The 18,690-nt window shown below is 38.7% G+C and carries 18 protein-coding genes; 5 read left to right on the forward strand and 13 right to left on the reverse strand.

What is annotated here, in order from left to right:
• Positions 1-32: 32 nt before the first annotated feature.
• Positions 33-818: a hypothetical protein gene (locus IGL37_RS12035; protein ID WP_002354996.1), complete on the reverse strand. Its 786-nt coding sequence runs from the start codon at positions 816-818 to the stop codon at positions 33-35.
• A gap of 233 nt (positions 819-1,051) precedes the next feature.
• On the opposite strand from IGL37_RS12035, the gene IGL37_RS12040 reads away from it, so the two are divergent.
• A complete protein-coding gene (locus tag IGL37_RS12040; protein WP_002354994.1) occupies positions 1,052-1,786 on the forward strand; it encodes a class A sortase in 735 nt (244 codons plus the stop codon).
• A gap of 47 nt (positions 1,787-1,833) precedes the next feature.
• Here the strand turns inward: IGL37_RS12040 and IGL37_RS12045 are convergent, their stop codons facing one another.
• The 8 genes from IGL37_RS12045 to rpsO all read right to left on the reverse strand — a co-directional run bounded on the left by IGL37_RS12045 (position 1,834) and on the right by rpsO (position 9,282).
• Complete coding sequence (locus IGL37_RS12045; protein WP_010717733.1) at positions 1,834-2,064, reverse strand: hypothetical protein; 231 nt, start codon at positions 2,062-2,064, stop codon at positions 1,834-1,836.
• A gap of 88 nt (positions 2,065-2,152) precedes the next feature.
• Positions 2,153-2,623, reverse strand: coding sequence for a low molecular weight protein-tyrosine-phosphatase (locus tag IGL37_RS12050; protein WP_002378799.1), 471 nt, complete (start codon positions 2,621-2,623; stop codon positions 2,153-2,155).
• A 40-nt stretch (positions 2,624-2,663) separates the two neighbouring features.
• Positions 2,664-3,233, reverse strand: a complete 570-nt coding sequence (locus tag IGL37_RS12055) for a TetR/AcrR family transcriptional regulator (protein WP_002354991.1) — start codon at positions 3,231-3,233, stop codon at positions 2,664-2,666.
• A gap of 177 nt (positions 3,234-3,410) precedes the next feature.
• Positions 3,411-4,832 (reverse strand): CHAP domain-containing protein, encoded by a 1,422-nt coding sequence (locus IGL37_RS12060; protein ID WP_002409172.1) that lies wholly within the window; start codon positions 4,830-4,832, stop codon positions 3,411-3,413.
• A 331-nt stretch (positions 4,833-5,163) separates the two neighbouring features.
• Positions 5,164-5,673, reverse strand: coding sequence for a rod shape-determining protein MreD (mreD, locus tag IGL37_RS12065; RefSeq protein ID WP_002354987.1), 510 nt, complete (start codon positions 5,671-5,673; stop codon positions 5,164-5,166).
• Positions 5,670-6,530: a rod shape-determining protein MreC gene (gene mreC / locus IGL37_RS12070; protein WP_002383273.1), complete on the reverse strand. Its 861-nt coding sequence runs from the start codon at positions 6,528-6,530 to the stop codon at positions 5,670-5,672. Before mreC ends, mreD begins: the two co-directional genes overlap by 4 nt.
• 181 nt (positions 6,531-6,711) lie before the next feature.
• On the reverse strand, positions 6,712-8,826 hold the full coding sequence (gene pnp / locus IGL37_RS12075) for a polyribonucleotide nucleotidyltransferase (RefSeq protein ID WP_002354984.1): 2,115 nt from the start codon (positions 8,824-8,826) through the stop codon (positions 6,712-6,714).
• A 186-nt stretch (positions 8,827-9,012) separates the two neighbouring features.
• On the reverse strand, positions 9,013-9,282 hold the full coding sequence (gene rpsO, locus IGL37_RS12080; RefSeq protein WP_002354983.1) for a 30S ribosomal protein S15: 270 nt from the start codon (positions 9,280-9,282) through the stop codon (positions 9,013-9,015).
• Positions 9,283-9,561: 279 nt separating this feature from the next.
• Here rpsO and def point away from each other — a divergent pair, with 279 nt between their 5' ends.
• Complete coding sequence (gene def / locus IGL37_RS12085; protein WP_002354981.1) at positions 9,562-10,125, forward strand: peptide deformylase; 564 nt, start codon at positions 9,562-9,564, stop codon at positions 10,123-10,125.
• A 46-nt stretch (positions 10,126-10,171) separates the two neighbouring features.
• Here the strand turns inward: def and IGL37_RS12090 are convergent, their stop codons facing one another.
• From IGL37_RS12090 to IGL37_RS12100, 3 genes are all read right to left on the reverse strand, one after another.
• A complete protein-coding gene (locus tag IGL37_RS12090) occupies positions 10,172-10,948 on the reverse strand; it encodes a Cof-type HAD-IIB family hydrolase (protein WP_025188337.1) in 777 nt (258 codons plus the stop codon).
• 9 nt (positions 10,949-10,957) lie between these two features.
• Positions 10,958-11,611, reverse strand: coding sequence for a DNA alkylation repair protein (locus tag IGL37_RS12095; RefSeq protein ID WP_002354978.1), 654 nt, complete (start codon positions 11,609-11,611; stop codon positions 10,958-10,960).
• Positions 11,612-11,682: 71 nt separating this feature from the next.
• Positions 11,683-12,486: a formate/nitrite transporter family protein gene (locus tag IGL37_RS12100; protein ID WP_033918097.1), complete on the reverse strand. Its 804-nt coding sequence runs from the start codon at positions 12,484-12,486 to the stop codon at positions 11,683-11,685.
• Between the two features lie 323 nt (positions 12,487-12,809).
• Between IGL37_RS12100 and rpsD the strand changes: the two genes are divergently transcribed.
• The 3 genes from rpsD (at position 12,810) to lepB (ending at position 14,728) form a co-directional block, all read left to right on the forward strand.
• Positions 12,810-13,421, forward strand: a complete 612-nt coding sequence (gene rpsD / locus IGL37_RS12105) for a 30S ribosomal protein S4 (RefSeq protein WP_002365342.1) — start codon at positions 12,810-12,812, stop codon at positions 13,419-13,421.
• A 160-nt stretch (positions 13,422-13,581) separates the two neighbouring features.
• Entirely contained in the window at positions 13,582-14,130 is a 549-nt protein-coding gene (locus IGL37_RS12110; RefSeq protein WP_002354975.1) for a biotin transporter BioY, read from the forward strand.
• A gap of 61 nt (positions 14,131-14,191) precedes the next feature.
• The gene (gene lepB, locus IGL37_RS12115; RefSeq protein ID WP_002385230.1) at positions 14,192-14,728 is read left to right on the forward strand and encodes a signal peptidase I; all 537 of its coding nucleotides are present in this window, start codon (positions 14,192-14,194) and stop codon (positions 14,726-14,728) included.
• A 54-nt stretch (positions 14,729-14,782) separates the two neighbouring features.
• Here the strand turns inward: lepB and IGL37_RS12120 are convergent, their stop codons facing one another.
• The gene (locus tag IGL37_RS12120; RefSeq protein ID WP_430598796.1) at positions 14,783-18,655 is read right to left on the reverse strand and encodes a WxL domain-containing protein; all 3,873 of its coding nucleotides are present in this window, start codon (positions 18,653-18,655) and stop codon (positions 14,783-14,785) included.
• Positions 18,656-18,690 lie beyond the last annotated feature (35 nt).

Here is an 18,690-nt window from a genome sequence, read left to right on the forward strand (position 1 = left end):
GCCCTACTTTAGTTGATAAAGTTAGAGCTCTCTCAGCCTTCATGGGCCAACATAAAAATTTCACCGAAATCATTCTCTTGTTCAATGTGCCAAATGCGTTTTTCACTATTATAGACAAGCGTTGCCAAAATTTCTTCTTTTTGGTAAGAGGTATTTTTCATCTTGCTAAGTGAATCTTCCACCAAGTAAATAGGAATCCGATATTCTTCTTTATCCACTTCCGTTTGTTGGAAGCAAAAAATAACACCTTCTTGCAAGATACCTTTCATATTTTTAAGTAATTCAGGACTTAATTTTTCGACAGGCGTATTTCGTTTAAAGAAGGCCTTTTTCTGGTTGACTTTCTCTAAAACAACACGTGTAATTTTATCAGCAAAGATTCGATAAAATTCATCAATATAACGATAATAGACACGCGTCATCTGATCTGCAAATTCAAAAAAGACAAAATCATTTTGTAGCTTATAAAAGAAAGGCGAATGCAAACTATTCTTCATGTGTCCAAAATAAAGAAGTTCCGAAATTTCTAATGGCGTTAGCTCTTTTAGCATCGTCACATCGGAAAAGTCAATCCATTTAATCTCTTCAGTCATCCAACGACGTTGTAGCGATTGAAAATAGCGATTGACGCTTTCTTCTCCGCGAATAATTTTCAAGCCTGAATGCATATCGTATTCGCCAGCTTCGGCAGAAGGATCTAATAATAGTAAGTTCTGTGGATGATGCACAATTGAACGAACAAAATCGGAATGGGTAATTCCTTTAGATAAAACCGCGTTGCTGGTTACATCTATATGTACATAAATTAAATCAAGCAAATTCCCATCTCCCCTCTACTAGCCTCCTTACCATTTTACAATATTTTCAAAAGAAAAGCTTGTTTCTTTTACTTTAAAATTCCATTACAAAATGAGGATTTTTTTGAAAAATCAATCGGCTCAGTTGTTTTTTATTAAATTAAGGTCCGGCCAGCTTACCTATTCCCCAAAGAAAATAAATAGGTTTTTCAAATAAATTGTGGTAAACTTGATACATTAAAAGGAGGGAGAATATGCGCCCAAAAGAGAAAAAAAGAGGAAAAAATTGGTTAATCAACAGTTTATTAGTTTTACTATTTATCATTGGCTTGGCCTTAATTTTTAACAATCAGATACGCAGTTGGGTGGTTCAACAAAATAGCCGCTCGTACGCCGTTAGCAAGTTGAAACCAGCCGATGTGAAGAAAAATATGGCTCGTGAAACAACGTTTGACTTTGATTCAGTTGAGTCCTTGAGCACAGAAGCGGTGATGAAAGCCCAATTTGAAAACAAAAACTTACCTGTGATTGGTGCCATTGCGATACCAAGTGTCGAAATTAATTTGCCCATTTTTAAAGGATTGTCAAATGTCGCTTTATTAACTGGTGCCGGGACCATGAAAGAAGATCAAGTCATGGGGAAAAACAATTATGCCTTGGCTAGTCATCGAACGGAAGATGGCGTTTCCTTATTTTCACCTTTAGAAAGAACCAAAAAAGACGAACTCATTTATATCACTGATTTATCTACTGTTTATACATACAAAATAACTTCTGTAGAAAAAATCGAACCAACTCGTGTTGAGTTAATTGATGACGTTCCTGGTCAAAATATGATTACCTTAATTACCTGTGGCGATTTACAAGCAACGACGCGAATTGCTGTTCAAGGAACATTGGCAGCAACGACGCCTATTAAAGACGCCAACGACGATATGTTGAAGGCTTTCCAATTGGAGCAAAAAACCTTAGCCGATTGGGTGGCTTAATAAAAAAATCCTTGAAAAGTTTTGACACTTTTCAAGGGTTTTTTGCTTTATTTCGTCACTTGACGTTCTTGCTGTTTCAAACGAGCAAAACCATAACGAATACCTGCAAATAATAAAACTAACGGAGATAAGAAAACAGAGATCATTAACCATTCACTTGTATACATACTACTAAAAGATAAATGATACGTGACAGCATACACTAGCGGCAGACTCATTATCAACAATAAATAATACAAACTCAATTCAAAAACATAGGATAAATAACTACTGTTCATCTTACTTCCCTCCTGTCTCTTTTTCCCTGAATAATTTGTTAACACTATTGTACCAAGGGGAAACAGAAAGTACTATCGGACTATAGTCCTAATCTTTCAGCTGTGCTTTTATTTTTTTCAACCATTCTGAGGTACCTGCTTCCACTAAGCGGTAAGTTTCCTCAAAATCACCAGTATAATAAGGATCAGGTACGTCCATGGTTTCTTTACCAGCCACAACTTCCATAAATAAATGAATCCGCCGTTGCTCTTCTTGAGGAGCTAATGCTTTTAAATCTGCCACATTATTCGCATCCATCCCAATGATATAATCATATTTTTTAAAATCACTTGGCTGGATTTGTGTCGCCCGCATTCCTTGATAGGAAATTCCTTGTTGCTCCAAAATTTTTCTGGTTCCCTTATGTGGCTGACTGCCAACTTCCCAGTGGCTAGTAGCTGCTGAAAACACTTGAATAGTCGATTCTAAACCGGCTTGTTGGACTTTCTGACGAAAAATCGCTTCTGCCATTGGCGAGCGACAAATATTGCCTAAACAAACAAATAACACAGTTACCACAACGTTTCACTCCTTCATAAGACTTTTTATCCTTCACACATTACTCATTGGCTTCTTGTTCATACAAATGATAAGCCATAAATTCTGTATCTTTCGCTAAACGGAATAATTGCGTCGCCATTTCCAAAGGAGTCTGAGGATATTCCTCAAGAATCCATTTCGTTAAGACGCCGCTACATCCATAGGAAAAGAAATTCGCATAAAATTGTTTGTCTTTATCTGTTAAATGGTTCTCAACATCGACTTGTTCAAATAATGAAATAAATAAGCGATTGGTCGAAGCGGAAAAAACATTAAGAAGAACTTCTGAATCTGAGGTCACCGTTGTATAGTAGAAATGGCTCTTCTCTTTAATCGCTTTTAATAACTTCAGGGCTTGTTCCTCCCAGTTTTCCAAACAAATATCTGTTTCTAAGTAAATCAATGCATCGTGACGATAAATCCAACGTAATAAATCATACTTATCTGTAAAGTGATAATAAAATGTTTGGCGATTCAAGCCCACTTTTTTGGTAATATCTTGGACACTTATTTTACGAAAATCCTTTTGTTCACATAATTCTATTAAAGCTGAAGCGATTGCTTGTTTTGTATCGTGCGTTCCGCTCATGCTGATTCCTCCGCTCCTAATATGTATATACCTCTATAATTGCAAAAAAACGGCCAGATTACAATATTTTCAGATACATTTTATGCATATATTTAAAATTAAATGAATAAAAAAAGCGGCAACTAACGATTTTTGTTAGTTACCACTCCTTGTTATCAATTATTAATAGATGACTATTTAGCCTGGAAAACGCCATACAACAGCGCGGAATCCTGCTGGTGGTGCTGGTGACCAGTTAGAGTTAGAAGAAACATAACCAGAACCTCCTGGGTTGTTTGCTTCAACGATTTGAACACTTCCACCACTTACACCTGTAACTAAGACAGTATGCACGCCACCAATCCAGCTATCTGGACTATAGGCACTTTCATATTGAACAACATCGCCTGGTTGCACGTTACTCCAGCTAACTTGTGTTGCGCCAGAAGCAACATAGCCACTGTTTGGACCACCATAACCGAAGTTAATACCGCCTGCCGCTAGCCAGCGACGAACAGATACTAAACATTCACCTGGTTGATTCCAACCTGTTGCATAAGAATTACCAACATCTGCTAAAGCTGCATTAATTGCGGCTTGTTTTCCTGAAGTCACGCCACCATTCCCTGGTTTTGCTTCATTACCTTTTTCAGGAGTCGTTGGGTTAGTTACAGGAACTTCCTTTTCTTTTTCAGGTGCTGCTGCCACAGGTGTTGTTACAACACTTTCTGTTTCAGTACTTGAAGTTGTTGTTTCTTGCGTTGTGGTACTTTCAGTAGTTGTTGATGATTCTACTACTGGTGTTGCGGCTTTTTCTTCAGCAGCAGATGCTGCTGCCTCATTGGCTGCTTTTGTTGCTTGCGCTTGCTCTGCTGCCGCTTTTTGTGCTGCGGCTTGTGCTTGCGCTGCCGCTTGTTCTTCTGCTTTTTTAGCAGCTGCACGTTGGCGTGCTTGTTCTTCTGCTAAACGTTTTTCCGCTTCTTTTTTCTGTTTAATGAAGCCGTCTTTTTTCCCTTGTTCTTCAGAACGTTGCGCTTCTAAATCATTTTTAGCCACTTCTTGTTGAATCTTCAATGTTTTTAATGATTCTGTTTTGTCATTTAATTCTTTTGTTGCTGCTTCTAATTCAGCAATTTGTTTTTCAACATTCTTTGTTTTCTTTTCAACAGTCGCTTTGTCTTCTTTTTGTTGTTCTAGTAATTCATTGTTGGCGCTCATCATTGTTGAGACCGCTTGAACGCGACCAATTGCATCTGCTACTGAATCTGCATCTAAGACAGCATCAATAATTGAATCACTTTGACCATTCACTTGGACATCGCGTGCTTGTTTTGTCATTTGTACTTCACGTTTTTGAATACGGACATTCAAATCAGAAATTTCACTATATAATTTAGATACTTCTGATGATAGCTTGTTCTTTTTAGCTGTTAATGTATCGATTTGTTTGGCCGTTTCAACCATATCATTTTCAATCGCGGCAACTTTTGCTTCTGCATCTGACATTTGGCTAGTTAACGCATTAATTTTTTGATCTTGTTGTTGAATCTTTGTATCGTATTCATCTGCAAATGCTGCGGATGGCAACGCTACGCTTGTTAATGTAATGGAACATACCATTAGAGCCGATAATACACTTTTCTTCAATCTGTTGTCCTCCGAAAATCCTTTTTTGTTAAGCTTTTTTATTATTTATTAAAATTTGAATAAATTTCTCTTTTTCAACGATAGAGCAATTGTAGCATAGCTGTATGTCACTGAGATAATATGGATGTTACAGTAATATTTCAATTTTCTTCTTGTAAATGACAAAAAAAAGCTTCACTTTTTTCACAACTTTCTTCAAGGATCCAGGGTTAGCTTCTCATTGTTTTGTTATTTAAAGAAAATAAAAAAAGCGAAAAATGCTAACAAATGAGCATTTTTCGCAAACGAACAAAATTTTCAATTTTTATTTTACGGAAAACAGTTTTTTCAGCGGATAAGATAAAATAACATACCACACCATGTTCAATAGCAATGTAGGGCCCAACACACGAGTAATAAATAAAATCGGGCTGACATCCGCTAAATGAAAGGCCACTTGAATCAGTACCGCAATCAGTTCATACAACGTGGTAAAAATAACGATCCCAAAAAAACCAGTTAGTAAATTTGTTTGAATTACTTCTTTAAATGTATACATCAACATAACCGAAAGCGTCAGTGCGACTGTATAAATCCCGATAATGCCAATGTAGTAGCTATCGCAAATGAAGCCTAAAATTAACGAAGTAATTAATAAATAACGTTTAGAAAAATTAGGAACGGCAAACATAAACGCAAGTAATAACAGATGAGAACTGGCAAAGTAAACATTACTTGTCCACGTTTCAAAAGACTTTGTTAAATGAGCATCAATTAACATTAAGAAAAACAAGAGAATAGGTGTGACGTATTTTAAATACTCTTTCCGAATCATTCGCTTTCCCCTGCCGATCTTTTCACGACCGTCACAACAGAGATACCATAGACATCCGCATAAGGTTTCACATACACTTCACGATCTAAACCAAAACTATCTGGTTTCACTTTAATAACTGTCCCTACCGCTAAATCGGCTGGGGAATTACCACCTAAGCCAGAAGTCTGAACGACATCGCCTTCTTTCAGAGTAGCATCGCCAGTTAATTGTGACACAATTAATGCATTTGTCTTATTGTCGTAATTTTTAAGTAAACCAAACGATTCGCCATTTGCGGAAGTTACTCGCACAGGGAAATGGTTCGAGTTAACATTTTTAGACGTTAGTAGTTCCACTTTTGCAGTCGTTGCATTGACTTCAATAACACGCCCCACTAACCCTTTTTGCGCCATGACCGCCATGCCCGCTTCAATGCCGTCATTGGTTCCTTTATCGATAATTAATAAGTCTTGCCAAGTATCAGGCGAACGCGTAATGACATTCGCAGTTACTTTTTCATAGTTGGCCAACGTTTCGTTCAGATTCAATTCTTGTTTTAAACTATCAATTTCGCGTTTATAGTTATTGTTTTGGACAGCTAATTCATTATAGCTATCAATTTTTTCTTTTAGACGTTCGTTTTCTTTAAACGTGTTAATTAAATTGCCCATTGAAGACAAGCCATTTTCCACCACACGAGCTGGAAAAGAAATCACACGGTCCACCATACTAACGCTATTATTGACGCCACCTTGAACGACATTGGTTTTGCCTTTTTCAGAACGTTGCGCAGCAGTTAAACTAATAATGGTTACTAAAATAATGACTAAAATTAAGGTAATGATTATATTTTTATTTGGATTAAATTTTTTCACAAAGACACCCCAGATATTCTTCAGACTGATAGTATTAATTTTACCACTAATTGACTATAAACAAAAGAGTTGGCGATCGTCTTTAGCTTTTTTTATCATTTCTTTTTTAGGGCTTGTTTTCAACGAAAAAACCAACGAAAAGAAAGGAAGCTTCCTTGGTTTTCGTTGGTTTAAAAAGAAATTATTTTTCTTTGTTTTCTTCGTTTAATAATGCTTTTCTTGACACGTTGACACGGCCTTGTTTGTCAATTTCAGTTACTTTGACAAGGACTTCGTCGCCTAATTTCACGACATCTTCAACGTTGTTCACACGTTCGTTTGCTAATTGAGAAATATGGATCAAGCCATCTTTGCCTTTAATTAGGTTAACAAACGCACCAAATTTTTCAATGCGGACAACTTTTGCTAAGTAAACTTGGCCGACTTCGACTTCTTTGGTTAATTCTTCAATAATCTTGATGGCTTTTTTAATCATTTCAGCATCTGATGAAGCAATACTTACGTTACCGTCTTGATCGATATCAATCTTAACGCCGGTTTCATCAATAATGCTGTTGATTGTTTCGCCACCTTTACCAATGACATCTTTAATTTTCGCTGGTTTAATTTGAATCATTTCAATTTTCGGTGCATATTGACTTAATTCTTCACGAGGAGCAGCAATCGTTGTTGTTAATTCTTCTAGAATTTCCATCCGTGCTTTCTTCGCTTGGTCTAATGCTTCCGTTAAAATTTGTTCTGTAATTCCTTGGATTTTGATGTCCATTTGTAAAGCAGTGATTCCGTCTTTCGTTCCCGCTACTTTAAAGTCCATATCGCCAAGGTGGTCTTCTAAACCTTGAATATCTGTTAAGATTGTATAGTTTTCGCCATCACTAACAAGACCCATTGCAATACCTGCAACTGGCGCTTTAATTGGCACACCCGCATCCATTAATGCTAATGTTCCCGCGCAAATACTTGCTTGTGAAGAAGAACCATTTGATTCTAACACTTCTGCTACTAAGCGGATTGTGTAAGGGAAGTCTTCTTCTGATGGAATAATTTGTGCTAAGGCACGTTCACCTAACGCACCGTGACCGATTTCACGACGACCTGGTGAGCCCGCGCGTCCTGTTGAACCAACAGAGAATTGTGGGAAGTTATAATGATGGATGAAACGTTTGCTATCTTGGACACCCAACCCATCGATAATTTGATGTTCCCCTAAAGGCGCTAATGTACAAACGGACAAAGCTTGTGTTTGACCCCGAGTAAATAAGCCAGAACCATGCACACGTGGTAAAATACTTACTTCTGATGATAAATGACGAATTTCGTCTAATTTACGGCCATCCGGGCGAATCTTATCGATCGTGATTAACTCACGTACAACATCTTTTTCAAGATCTTCCGCAATTTGTTTCACTTCTTTTAGTAATTGTGCTTCTTCTTCGTGTTCCGCAAATTTTTCAGCGTAAACTTCTTTGACTGTATCTTTTACTTTGTCAATTTCAACTTCACGTGCTAATTTTTCTTCCGTCATTACGGCTGTTTTCATTGTATTGTAGTACGCATCAAAAATTTCTTTTTTAAGATCAGCGTCCACTTGTAATAAGTCCACGTCCATCTTTGGTTTACCTACAGCGGCAACGATTTCTTCTTGGAACGCCACTAGTTCTTTAATGGCATCAAAACCGAAAAGTAAGGCACCTAACATATCTTCTTCTGATACTTCTTTGGCACCACTTTCAACCATATTGATGGCTTCTTTTGTTCCAGCAACAGTTAATTCAATATCTGTTTGTTCCGCTTGTTCTACCGTTGGATTTAAAACATATTCGCCATTAATACGGCCAACGTCAACACCAGCAATTGGTCCATCAAACGGAATATCTGAAATTGCTAACGCTAAGGAAGACCCAAACATTGCAGCCATTTCTGGTGTACAGTCTTGCTCCACACTCATAACGATGTTCGTAATTTGAACTTCGTTACGGAAGCCTTCTGAGAACATTGGACGAATAGGACGGTCGATTAAACGAGCGGTTAATGTCGCACGTTCACTTGGACGACCTTCACGTTTAATGAAGCCGCCAGGAATTTTTCCTACCGCATACATTTTTTCTTCATAGTTTACAGTTAATGGGAAAAAGTCTACATCTTTTGCTTCTTTAGAGGCAACAGCAGCACTTAAAACGACCGTATCGCCGTAACGTACTAAGACAGCTCCATTGGCTTGTTTGGCTAATTGGCCGATTTCTACTTCTAGTGGGCGGCCGCCCCAAGTTGTTTTAAAGACTTGTTTTTCTGTCATAATTCTTCTCCTTTACTCTTGCTCTTTGGAAAAGTCAGACGGCTACTAAACAAATGAAAAAGTAACAAGTCGTTGCTGCTCTTTCATTTGGTTAGTAGTTCCTAAAAACTTTCCAAAGAGGACCTTCAATAGTGACAATAAGATAAAAAGCGAGATTCTGATTGAACCTCGCTTTATACGTAATGATTAACGACGTAATCCTAAACGTTGGATCAATTCGCGGTAACGTTGGATGTCAGTTTTACGTAAGTAAGCTAACAAGTTACGACGGTGACCGATTTTTTTCATTAAACCACGGTAAGAATGGTGATCTTTTTTGTGTGTACGCGCATGTTCGTTCAATTGGTTAATGTCTTCAGTTAAGACAGCAATTTGTACTTCTGGAGAACCAGTATCTCCTTCATGACGTGCGTATTCTTTAATGATTTCGTTTTTTCTTTCTTGTGAAATTGCCATTTGTTCCACCTCTTTCTCTATTATTCGTCTGATCACTGAGTGAAGCGTTGGTGATTCGCTAAACCAAGTGATAGATGGTGTGTTTCCACACAAGCTTACTTTACAGGAAACACCGCTAAAATGCAAGCTTAATCTCTATTATTCGATAGTTTTTTTAAACAATCTAGCCCCTTTTTTGGTGATTTTGTGATACACTAAATGGTGGTAAACAACTGATTATTTCAGCGCATGAATAAATAAAAGAAGAATTTTTTTATGTTTCAAAGGAGGAACCATTGAATGATTACAATGAAAGATATTATTCGTGAAGGGAATCCCACACTTCGTGCTGTGGCAGAAGAAGTGCCTGTCCCTATCACTGAGGAAGACCGACAATTAGGCGAAGACATGTTGACTTTCTTAAAAAATAGTCAAGATCCAGTCAAAGCCGAAGAATTACAATTACGTGGTGGCGTTGGTTTAGCTGCACCACAATTAGATATTTCTAAACGAATTATTGCTGTCCATGTTCCTAGTAACGACCCAGAAAACGAAACGCCTTCATTAAGTACGGTGATGTACAACCCTAAAATTTTGAGCCATTCTGTGCAAGATGTATGTTTAGGTGAAGGGGAAGGCTGTTTATCTGTCGATCGGGATGTGCCTGGGTATGTCGTTCGCCATAACAAAATTACCGTCAGTTATTTTGACATGGCTGGCGAAAAACACAAAGTTCGTTTAAAAAACTACGAAGCGATTGTGGTTCAACATGAAATTGATCATATTAATGGCATCATGTTCTACGATCATATTAACAAAGAAAATCCATTTGCTTTAAAAGAGGGCGTTTTAGTCATCGAATAAAGAAAAAAACTGGGCCGTTTGTTTTCAGACAAACGGCCCAGTTTTTTTAAATGGCCTTCATTTCTTTTAAGGCTTTCCAAATCCCATCATTATCATTTGTATCTGTGACCATCGTGGCCACTTTTTGAATGGAAGGACTCGCGTTGCCCATTGCGACGCCAATCCCTGCATGGCTTAACATTTCTCGGTCATTTTCGCCGTCCCCAAAGGCAATGATATTTTTTGCATCAATGCCCACACGTTTAGCTAAATACGTTAACGTAGCTGATTTTGAGCCATCTTTAGGCACAACATCTACGCTATGTTGATGCCAGCGAATAAAGCGAAATTCTGGGTATTCTTCTTCAAACGTACACTGATCTTCTGCGTCATAAAAAGCTAGCGCTTGGTAAATATCATTTTGACGATAAAAGTGTTCATCATAAGCAGGTGAATGAAAATGAAAAGAGTTCATCGCAATTTCCATTTTTTCAGCACGGTGCTGGTTGCTCTTCTTAATATCATCTAAGCCCACACAAGCAAATCCTAAGCCGCGTTGATCACTGTCTTGTGCCAAACGTTCCAACGCTTCAGCGTGCAATAAATTTTGATAATATTGCTCATGATCCACAAAAGCCGCGGCGCCATTACATAATACGTAATTGGTAAAATCTAAATCCCAAATCACCTCTTGCGCCATATAACGACTTCTGCCAGTTGCCAGCGTAACTAAGTGTCCTTGCTCCCGCAATTGTGCTAGCGCTTCTCTCGTGCTATCCAATGCTTTCTTCTCCGAATTTAACAACGTCCCATCAATATCAAATGCAAAAAGTTTTCTTTCCATCATTTCTCCTTATTCGCTCGCTTTCGCTAAATATTTACTGCCTTCTCGTTGTGCTAAAGGACTCAACACTAATTCTTTCATCAATTCCTCGACCCATTGCGGATTCGTTTTACTATATTGGCGTAATGACCAGCCAATCGCTTTTTGAATGAAGAACTCCTCTGTAGTTCTATCATAAATAATCGCCTTTTTCAACAGGTCCTGATTGGTCTTTTCTTTCAACATCAACTGTAAATTCAGCGCAACACGCCGATTCCAGAAATTTTCAGCGCCATAAAAAAGGGCAAAAATCGTTGGCAATTCAGTCAGATGCAACGCCACCCACGACCCAAAAAATTTTCGCCAAGCATCCACACTATCCCACCACGCTTTTTGTGGAACATAGGCTTTAAACGCTACGACCTCTTCTAATGAAAATCTCCGAACATTTTGAAGGGCTAAATCAATAGCGACATACTGATATTCTCGTTCTGTTTTTTGATAGTAAGCCTCAATCTCTTGGCATAATTTTTCCTTTGGCCACGTATGACTTTCTTTTAAAAGTTGTTTACTTAACGCTTGACGTTCTGGGGCGGGGATGCCTGCAAAAACAAACTGGTGTTTCATATAAGCAGACATTTTTGCTGCTGTTTCTGGGTTCTTCTGAAATTGAAGTGTGTCCATTCCTTCGCTCCTTATAATAAAAAAACTATACTAAAACAGTGTACCATGTTTTAGTATAGTTGGTTGGTCAATTAATCAAAATACGTTAAGTTTTTGTTGTCTTTATCTAACCAGGCATAGCCGAGACCCATAATTAAGCCACCACCGATAAAGTTACCGATAAAGGCCCAGAACAGATTATGAACAACATTACCAGCTGTGAAAGCTTCAATTGCGCCGTTCGAAGCAAAGTAAGCTAAACTGAAGGCTGGGAAGTTGGCAATCACGTGTTCAAAACCAAGGAACGCAAAGATAAAGATAATGAAAATAATGGCCGCGACTTTGCCGGCGTCATCTTTCATTCGCATACTCACTAATACGGCTGTATTAACTACAATATTGGCGAACATAGCTTCAACTAAAATCTGTAGGGTGGTTTTTTCTAATTTTCCAGCAATCGATGTAAAGAAGAAACTATCTTTTGGCAAACCTTGGAACGGCACCGTAAGTGATACCAAGAAACCAAACAAGACGCCACCAATTAAATTGAATAAGATACAGGTAAATAAAATTTTTGCTGCTAAGGAAAAGTTGACTTTTTTACGATAGACCCCAACAGTCATGTACAACATATTCGAGGTACCAAGTTCGGCATTCATATATAAAATCATCACAAGTGACCAACTGAACATGAAGGCGTAAAGCATTTTCCCTAAACCATGAGAAATTCCTTCTCCTTTAATTGCGATTGCAAAAGCAACGGCTGTTCCCAACGTTAAAAATAGACAAGCAAGCATTGCACGAACAGCGTAGCGGGAAAAGCTGTTTGAGAATAAATTCACTTTCTTGTCGATGGATTTATCAATTTGTTCAAACAATGGTGAACCAGACTTCATTGTAAACTCCCTTTCATTCCGTTTTCAACTTATATTTTCAAAACATCTCCCCTTATTCTAATGAGGAAAAGTGTTTTTGTCTACCTTTTTTTCATATTTCACTTTAAAACCTTGACGTTTCCTATCCTATTAAGTATACTAGATTTTGTGTAAAATAATTGCAGCAGAAGAATAATAACTCGTCAACAGTTCATTGCCAAACTTGGTTCAACTGCGTAACCGCGGCTGCAAAGGCGAAGGTTGAAGAATGAACTGAACGAATATGAATTTTTCATCTAATTATTTTACTCCAAAAAAACATTTATTTATTGGAGGAATTTTTAATGTCTCGTTATACTGGACCATCATGGAAAGTATCTCGTCGTCTAGGTATCTCTTTATCAGGTACTGGTAAAGAACTAGCTCGTCGCCCTTACAAACCAGGACAACACGGACCTAACAGCCGTGGTAAAGTTTCTGAATACGGAATGCAATTAACTGAAAAACAAAAATTACGTCATATGTATGGCATGAACGAACGTCAATTCCGTACGTTGTTCATTAAAGCAAGCAAAATCAAAGAAGGTAAACACGGTGTTAACTTCATGGTTTTACTAGAACAACGCTTAGATAACGTTGTTTACCGTTTAGGTCTTGCAACTACTCGTCGTCAAGCACGTCAATTAGTTAACCATGGCCACATCACTGTAGACGGCAAACGTGTTGATATTCCATCATACCACGTTGAAGTTGGTCAAGTGATCGGTGTTCGTGAAAAATCTCAAAACATCTCAACAATTAAAGAAGCGGTTGAAGCAACTGTTGGACGTCCAGCATTCGTAAGCTTTGACACTGAAAAATTAGAAGGTAGCTTCACTCGTTTACCAGAACGTGATGAACTTTACCCAGAAATCGACGAAGCACTTGTCGTTGAATACTACAACCAAAAACTTTAAGATTTCAAAAGGTCGAACTACGGTTCTTACCTTCTTTCAAAACCTTGCCTTTCTTGGGCAAGGTTTTTTTCTTTGCCCTCTTTACAAAATTGTTTACTTCCGCTAAACTATTGTTAACCAAATAAAAATAATTGGTTAACAATAGAAAGTGAGGCTTCTTATGAATAAAGCATCGTTACGCTCTTTAATTTTAGCAGCAGAATTCGCTGTGATTATTGCTGTACTTTCACAATTTACAATTCCATTGGGGATTGTCCCCTTAACTGGACAAACATTTGCCATCGGCTTAACCGCTACCGTTTTGGGCAAGCGAACGGGGACCTACGCTATTTTAATTTACTTCTTATTAGGATTAATTGGTTTACCCGTTTACGCTGGGATGTCTAGCGGGTTCGGTGTACTCTTTGGACCAACTGGCGGCTATTTAATCGGCTTTATCTTTAACGGCTTATTAACTGGTTATATTTTAGAAAAAACAACCTTTAACTATACTTGGGCCATTATCGCAAATATTGCTGGCGCCTTAGTTACCTTAGTTTTCGGTATGATTTGGTTGAAATATTCCGCAAATCTGCCGTGGCCAAACGCTTTCGCTGGCGGGTTTGCTCCGTTTATTATTCCTGGTATCATCAAGGCTGTCGCAGCTGCTTATGTTGGTATTTTAATTCGCCAACGCTTTATGAAACGTTTTTTAGCACACCTTTCTTAAGGGGAAAACTTTTTTCTTTTCCTTGTCTGTAGTACACTAAAAGGACAAAGGAGTGAAGTCCATGTCCTCATTATTAAAACGATTGGTTCAGTTGGTTTTGTTAGTCGTCGCTGTCTTGCTGATTCGACACTATGTGTTCTCCCCTGCTGCGGTGAACGGCTCTTCAATGGAACCAACACTTCATAACAACGACCGTTTATGGGTGACCTCGATTAAAAAGCCACAGCGCTTTGATATTATCGCTTTTCCCAGTCCTCGCAACGGCCAACGAGTAGCCAAACGTTTAATTGGTTTACCTGGCGAAACAGTCGAGTATCGCGATGATACCCTTTATATTAATGGTGTATCACTCAGTGAAGATTACTTAGCAAGTGCTAAACGAAATGTCTCTAAAAATGAAAATTATACCCAAGATTTTACGCTAGAGACCTTAGAAGCCACCCAATCCCTGACCGTTCCAGAAGGCATGTATTTTGTCTTGGGGGATAATCGCCCGCGCTCAGATGACAGTCGTTACTTTGGCTTTGTTAAACAAGCGAGCGTGGAAGGTGTTTTGACTTTTCGTTATTATCCATTAGATAAAATTGGCTTTCCATAAAATAGTAAACCGCCCTCAAAAAGTCTAACTTTTTGGGGGCGGTTTACTATTTTTTTAAGGTCCAGTGACTAAGTTCCACGTCACCGTTCCTTGATATTTCTCATTTATTTTCCCTTGATTGGCAGGGACTTCTAATTTCACATTGGCAAAATCAAAATCTAATTGATAGACATCATTACCTGTAAATTGGTTATTAAGAATTACTGGTGTAGATGTACCGTCACTCGTCAAAGCTAAGGTTTTCGTAACCCCAACTTTATTTGTTAACTCTGTGACTTGATTATAGTTTTCGATTGCTATAACATCCGCACTTCCTAATAATAAACGCGTACTAGTTGGCAAACTATCAGCTGATGCTGTTAACTGTGACAATTGTGCTGTTAACTGCCAATTAGGTTGGCTTGTCTTTATTCGTAGATATGGATTACGTGTGCCGTTGCCATAGTAATCAGCTGCTTTTTTCAGTCCGTAATGCTTAGTGCTACTGTTAATCGTAATTTTCCCAAAATCAAACGTTGGTGTACTAATGAAACCTTCTTCTACTGGTGTTGGCGTAATCGTTTGATCTTCTCCTTGAATACGTACAAAGTTACTAGCTGTCACTGCAGAAAAGTTTCCACTAGCTGTCATTTCTGCGGTTAAAAGTTGTCTTGGTTCTCCCGTGATTTTCGCTGTACCCACTGTCACTAAGGCTTCACCGTTCACAGGAATCTCTATATCCAAATTAACCCCTGCTTGCCATTGTTCTGCCGTCACTGGAATAATTTTATTTGGTGTATTACCAATGCGAACAGCTAATTGTGTCGGTACCGAAATACCTGCCGCCCATTTGGCAGTTGGGGCTAGTTTAACGTTGGTCAATGGAACTTCACTGGTGTTTTTTAGTCTAACTGTCCAAACCATAGAAGCTTCATTTGGGATCACTTCTAGTAACCGACTAACCGTCATTTCTGCTGTTGGTTGGACTTCCTCATAGACCGCTGTCATGTCATCTTTATCGTCGTAAGTCACGGCGTAACTTGGTGTTTTAGTCGTTGTCAAGGTGCCTGGTTTGGTTTTACCTTTGTACCAGCCTCTGAACTTATAGAATTTGTCTCCTGTTGTATAAGTGTCTGGTAAGGCTTTCGTACTAGCGTAAGTGAAATTATCACTATCAATCACTGTTTGTTTTCCTTGCGTGAAGCCTGTTGGCGGTGTAATTTTAGCGCCGCTTGGATCCACAAAGTTTTCAGTGACTCGGCGATTTTCTAAATAATAGTAGATTGTTCCCTCTGGAGAAGCTAGGTTATAGTTTTTTCCGACTGTCCCTGAATAAATTCCCATAGCATACAACGTGTTATTCGGGTCCCATGTCCAAAAAGCTCGTCTGGTTCTAAAAAAAGTTCCAGCGTCAGTTAATTTGAAGGCTTCTGCTCCGTCAGCTTGAGAAACAACCGTATATGGCGCTTCTATATTTTTCCGGACCTCTTTGCTCATAGGATACTTTGTTTTGTCTCCCGTATAAGTAGCTAGCGGTGTAATCGACATTGTCTTATATTGTTTAGGAATCGTATGATTAACAGACCTTGCACCGTATGTCTTAAGCTTCTCTATCGGGAAATCATATGACTTGCCAGGAATCGATAATTTTTTTAATTTACTCATCACTTCATCAGTTCCTTGGATTTTCCCTAATACTGTTGATTCAGTTTCGTCACTTTCACCTAATTCGGCTTCTACAGAAAAGCCTGCTGTATTCAATAGGTTACCTGCCTCATCAACATAACCAAAGTACACATCTTTGGCTGGTAAATTATACGTTTTCATCACGACTTCTTCATAGACTACCGTCAAATCATCATCATCATTATAAGTGACTGGATAACTGGGAGCTTTGGTCGTCGTCAAGGTGTCTGGTTTGTTTTTACCTTTGTACCAGCCTTTGAACTGATAGGTTTTCGTGCCGACTTTATAGGTATCTGGCAAATCTCCGCTTTGCTTAAAGGTGTACGAATCACTAGTAATTACTGTTTTTTTCCCTTGAGTGAAACCCGACGGTGCGGTGATTTTAGTACCATTGGTATCTACGAAGTTTTCCGTAACACGACGATTTTCTAGGTAAAGATACATCCGTGCATTTTCATCTAGCGTATAGATAATCGGTTCTACTCCTTTACCAGTGCTAGTAGCACTTAGTAGTGTCGCAAGCCTAACATTTGCAGGCATTGATGACCAGTATATACCGCTCATCGTAAACTTTTGTGGATCTGTTGTCGGGTCAAGACCAATTCGCCATCCAGTTGTATCGATGTCACTTTTGACGCCACTTCTTAAACTAAGACGATACGTTTCTGGAATAGGATAGGCTGTACCTGTATAATTAGGGCCAGGTTGATACGTTACGGTTTTATACATTTTGGGCAACGTAAAGGTTGCATTGCGAACTCCATATTGCAACTGTGTAGGTCTTTCTGTATCGAAAACCCGACCTGGTATAGTGATTTCTTTTACTGCGCTATTATCGTTAGTCGGAACTGGGCCAATTGGCGTTACTTTGCCATCCGCAACCTCAACTAATTCTCCAGTAAAGCCATAACGATCAGCAAATGTCAGACCTCCTGTTTCATTGATAAATAGGACACGATACATGCGATCAGGCAAAGTCACTGGATTCTGAATCGCCTCATACATCACTGTCAAATCGTCATTCCCATCATAGGTCACCGCATAGCTTGGCGCTTTAGTCGTGGTCAAGGTACTTGGCTTGGTTTTGCCTTTGTACCAGCCTTTGAACTGATAGGTTTTGCCGTCTGCTTGATACGTGTTTGGCAAAGTACCGCTTTGTTTGAAGGTGAAGTCATTGCTGGTCATTGGTGTTTTCTTGTTTTGGGTAAAACCTGTTGGCGGTGTAATGGCTACGCCGTTAGCATCTACGAACTTTTCGGTGACTTGTTTACGGGTGACTTTGTAAACCATTTTTGATTTGATTGTATTTGTCCCATCAAATCCACGTAACGCAATAGAGTTATATCCGGTAGCTACCCAATCCGGATAGCCACCACTGTTTATCGACAAGGTAGTTGGTCGCGTGATTCCAAAAGAACCCAACGTATTTTTTTGGAATGTCCTATCCTTATTTGTTTCACTTATTGGCGTTACTCTTCCTTCCTCAATACTATCGTCAAAAATACCTGTCGTTGTATTAAATCCTTTGTACATATACACATACCAGTAACTGCCTGCTGTAGCATCATATTCAATGCTCTCCACAAATTTCAATGACGTCGTAATAGTTAACCTGTCTAAAATAAACGATACGCGATACTTGGTACCAGGAGTTGTTCCACCAGCACCATATTTTTCTATGAATTGCGGAGTCAAGGGAAGCCCTGCATTATTATTGATACTTAAAATATAGGAACCCACACCATTTGCCTGACCATACAGTTTATCATAAGGTGCAGGTAAAGGTCCATCTGAGCCCCCACTTTGTGCTAGATAATTTCCCGAAAAACCTAAGGGTGTTGTAAACGGCGCACCAGTTTCATCTACAAAATCATACTGAACTTTCGGATAAACAACTGTTTTTAAGGGGATTCCTCTCGACTCAATTTTGGGTGAATTTGCCTCTGAGGAGGATGTCGGAGCCTCGGTTGATTGCACAGTTGCTCCTTGATTGTCCTCTTCTGAAGTATCCTGTAATGTAGTATCCATTTCGTTATGTACTTGTTGATTCTTGGTCTCTATTGCCTGTTCGGTTTGTTCTGTTGCTACTTTTTTCTCTGTTTCTGTTGTTTCTGTACTTGTTACTGGTTCAGCTGTTTCTTCTGTCTGGTTACTTTCTTTCGTCACAGTTTCTGCAACAGCTGTGACTCCCGTGAATGAATTCACTAATAACGAGCAACATAATCCAAATGTTGCTAAGTGTTTAAATTTGATCTGTTTCATGTTGCTCCTTCTTTCTATGTACCATTCCCGCCAAG

This window comes from Enterococcus sp. AZ119, from assembly GCF_050546175.1.
Classification (GTDB): domain Bacteria; phylum Bacillota; class Bacilli; order Lactobacillales; family Enterococcaceae; genus Enterococcus; species Enterococcus faecalis.

Coding starts and splice junctions, on each gene's coding strand:
- IGL37_RS12120 (WP_430598796.1), bottom strand. CDS start 18,655: ATGAAACAGATCAAATTTAAACACTTAGCAACATTTGGATTATGTTGC.
- IGL37_RS12090 (WP_025188337.1), bottom strand. CDS start 10,948: ATGGAAAGAAAACTTTTTGCATTTGATATTGATGGGACGTTGTTAAAT.
- IGL37_RS12040 (WP_002354994.1), top strand. CDS start 1,052: ATGCGCCCAAAAGAGAAAAAAAGAGGAAAAAATTGGTTAATCAACAGT.
- IGL37_RS12060 (WP_002409172.1), bottom strand. CDS start 4,832: ATGGTATGTTCCATTACATTAACAAGCGTAGCGTTGCCATCCGCAGCA.
- mreD (WP_002354987.1), bottom strand. CDS start 5,673: ATGATTCGGAAAGAGTATTTAAAATACGTCACACCTATTCTCTTGTTT.
- IGL37_RS12110 (WP_002354975.1), top strand. CDS start 13,582: ATGAATAAAGCATCGTTACGCTCTTTAATTTTAGCAGCAGAATTCGCT.
- IGL37_RS12100 (WP_033918097.1), bottom strand. CDS start 12,486: ATGAAGTCTGGTTCACCATTGTTTGAACAAATTGATAAATCCATCGAC.
- pnp (WP_002354984.1), bottom strand. CDS start 8,826: ATGACAGAAAAACAAGTCTTTAAAACAACTTGGGGCGGCCGCCCACTA.
- IGL37_RS12095 (WP_002354978.1), bottom strand. CDS start 11,611: ATGGACACACTTCAATTTCAGAAGAACCCAGAAACAGCAGCAAAAATG.
- rpsD (WP_002365342.1), top strand. CDS start 12,810: ATGTCTCGTTATACTGGACCATCATGGAAAGTATCTCGTCGTCTAGGT.
- lepB (WP_002385230.1), top strand. CDS start 14,192: ATGTCCTCATTATTAAAACGATTGGTTCAGTTGGTTTTGTTAGTCGTC.
- def (WP_002354981.1), top strand. CDS start 9,562: ATGATTACAATGAAAGATATTATTCGTGAAGGGAATCCCACACTTCGT.
- rpsO (WP_002354983.1), bottom strand. CDS start 9,282: ATGGCAATTTCACAAGAAAGAAAAAACGAAATCATTAAAGAATACGCA.
- IGL37_RS12045 (WP_010717733.1), bottom strand. CDS start 2,064: ATGAACAGTAGTTATTTATCCTATGTTTTTGAATTGAGTTTGTATTAT.
- IGL37_RS12055 (WP_002354991.1), bottom strand. CDS start 3,233: ATGAGCGGAACGCACGATACAAAACAAGCAATCGCTTCAGCTTTAATA.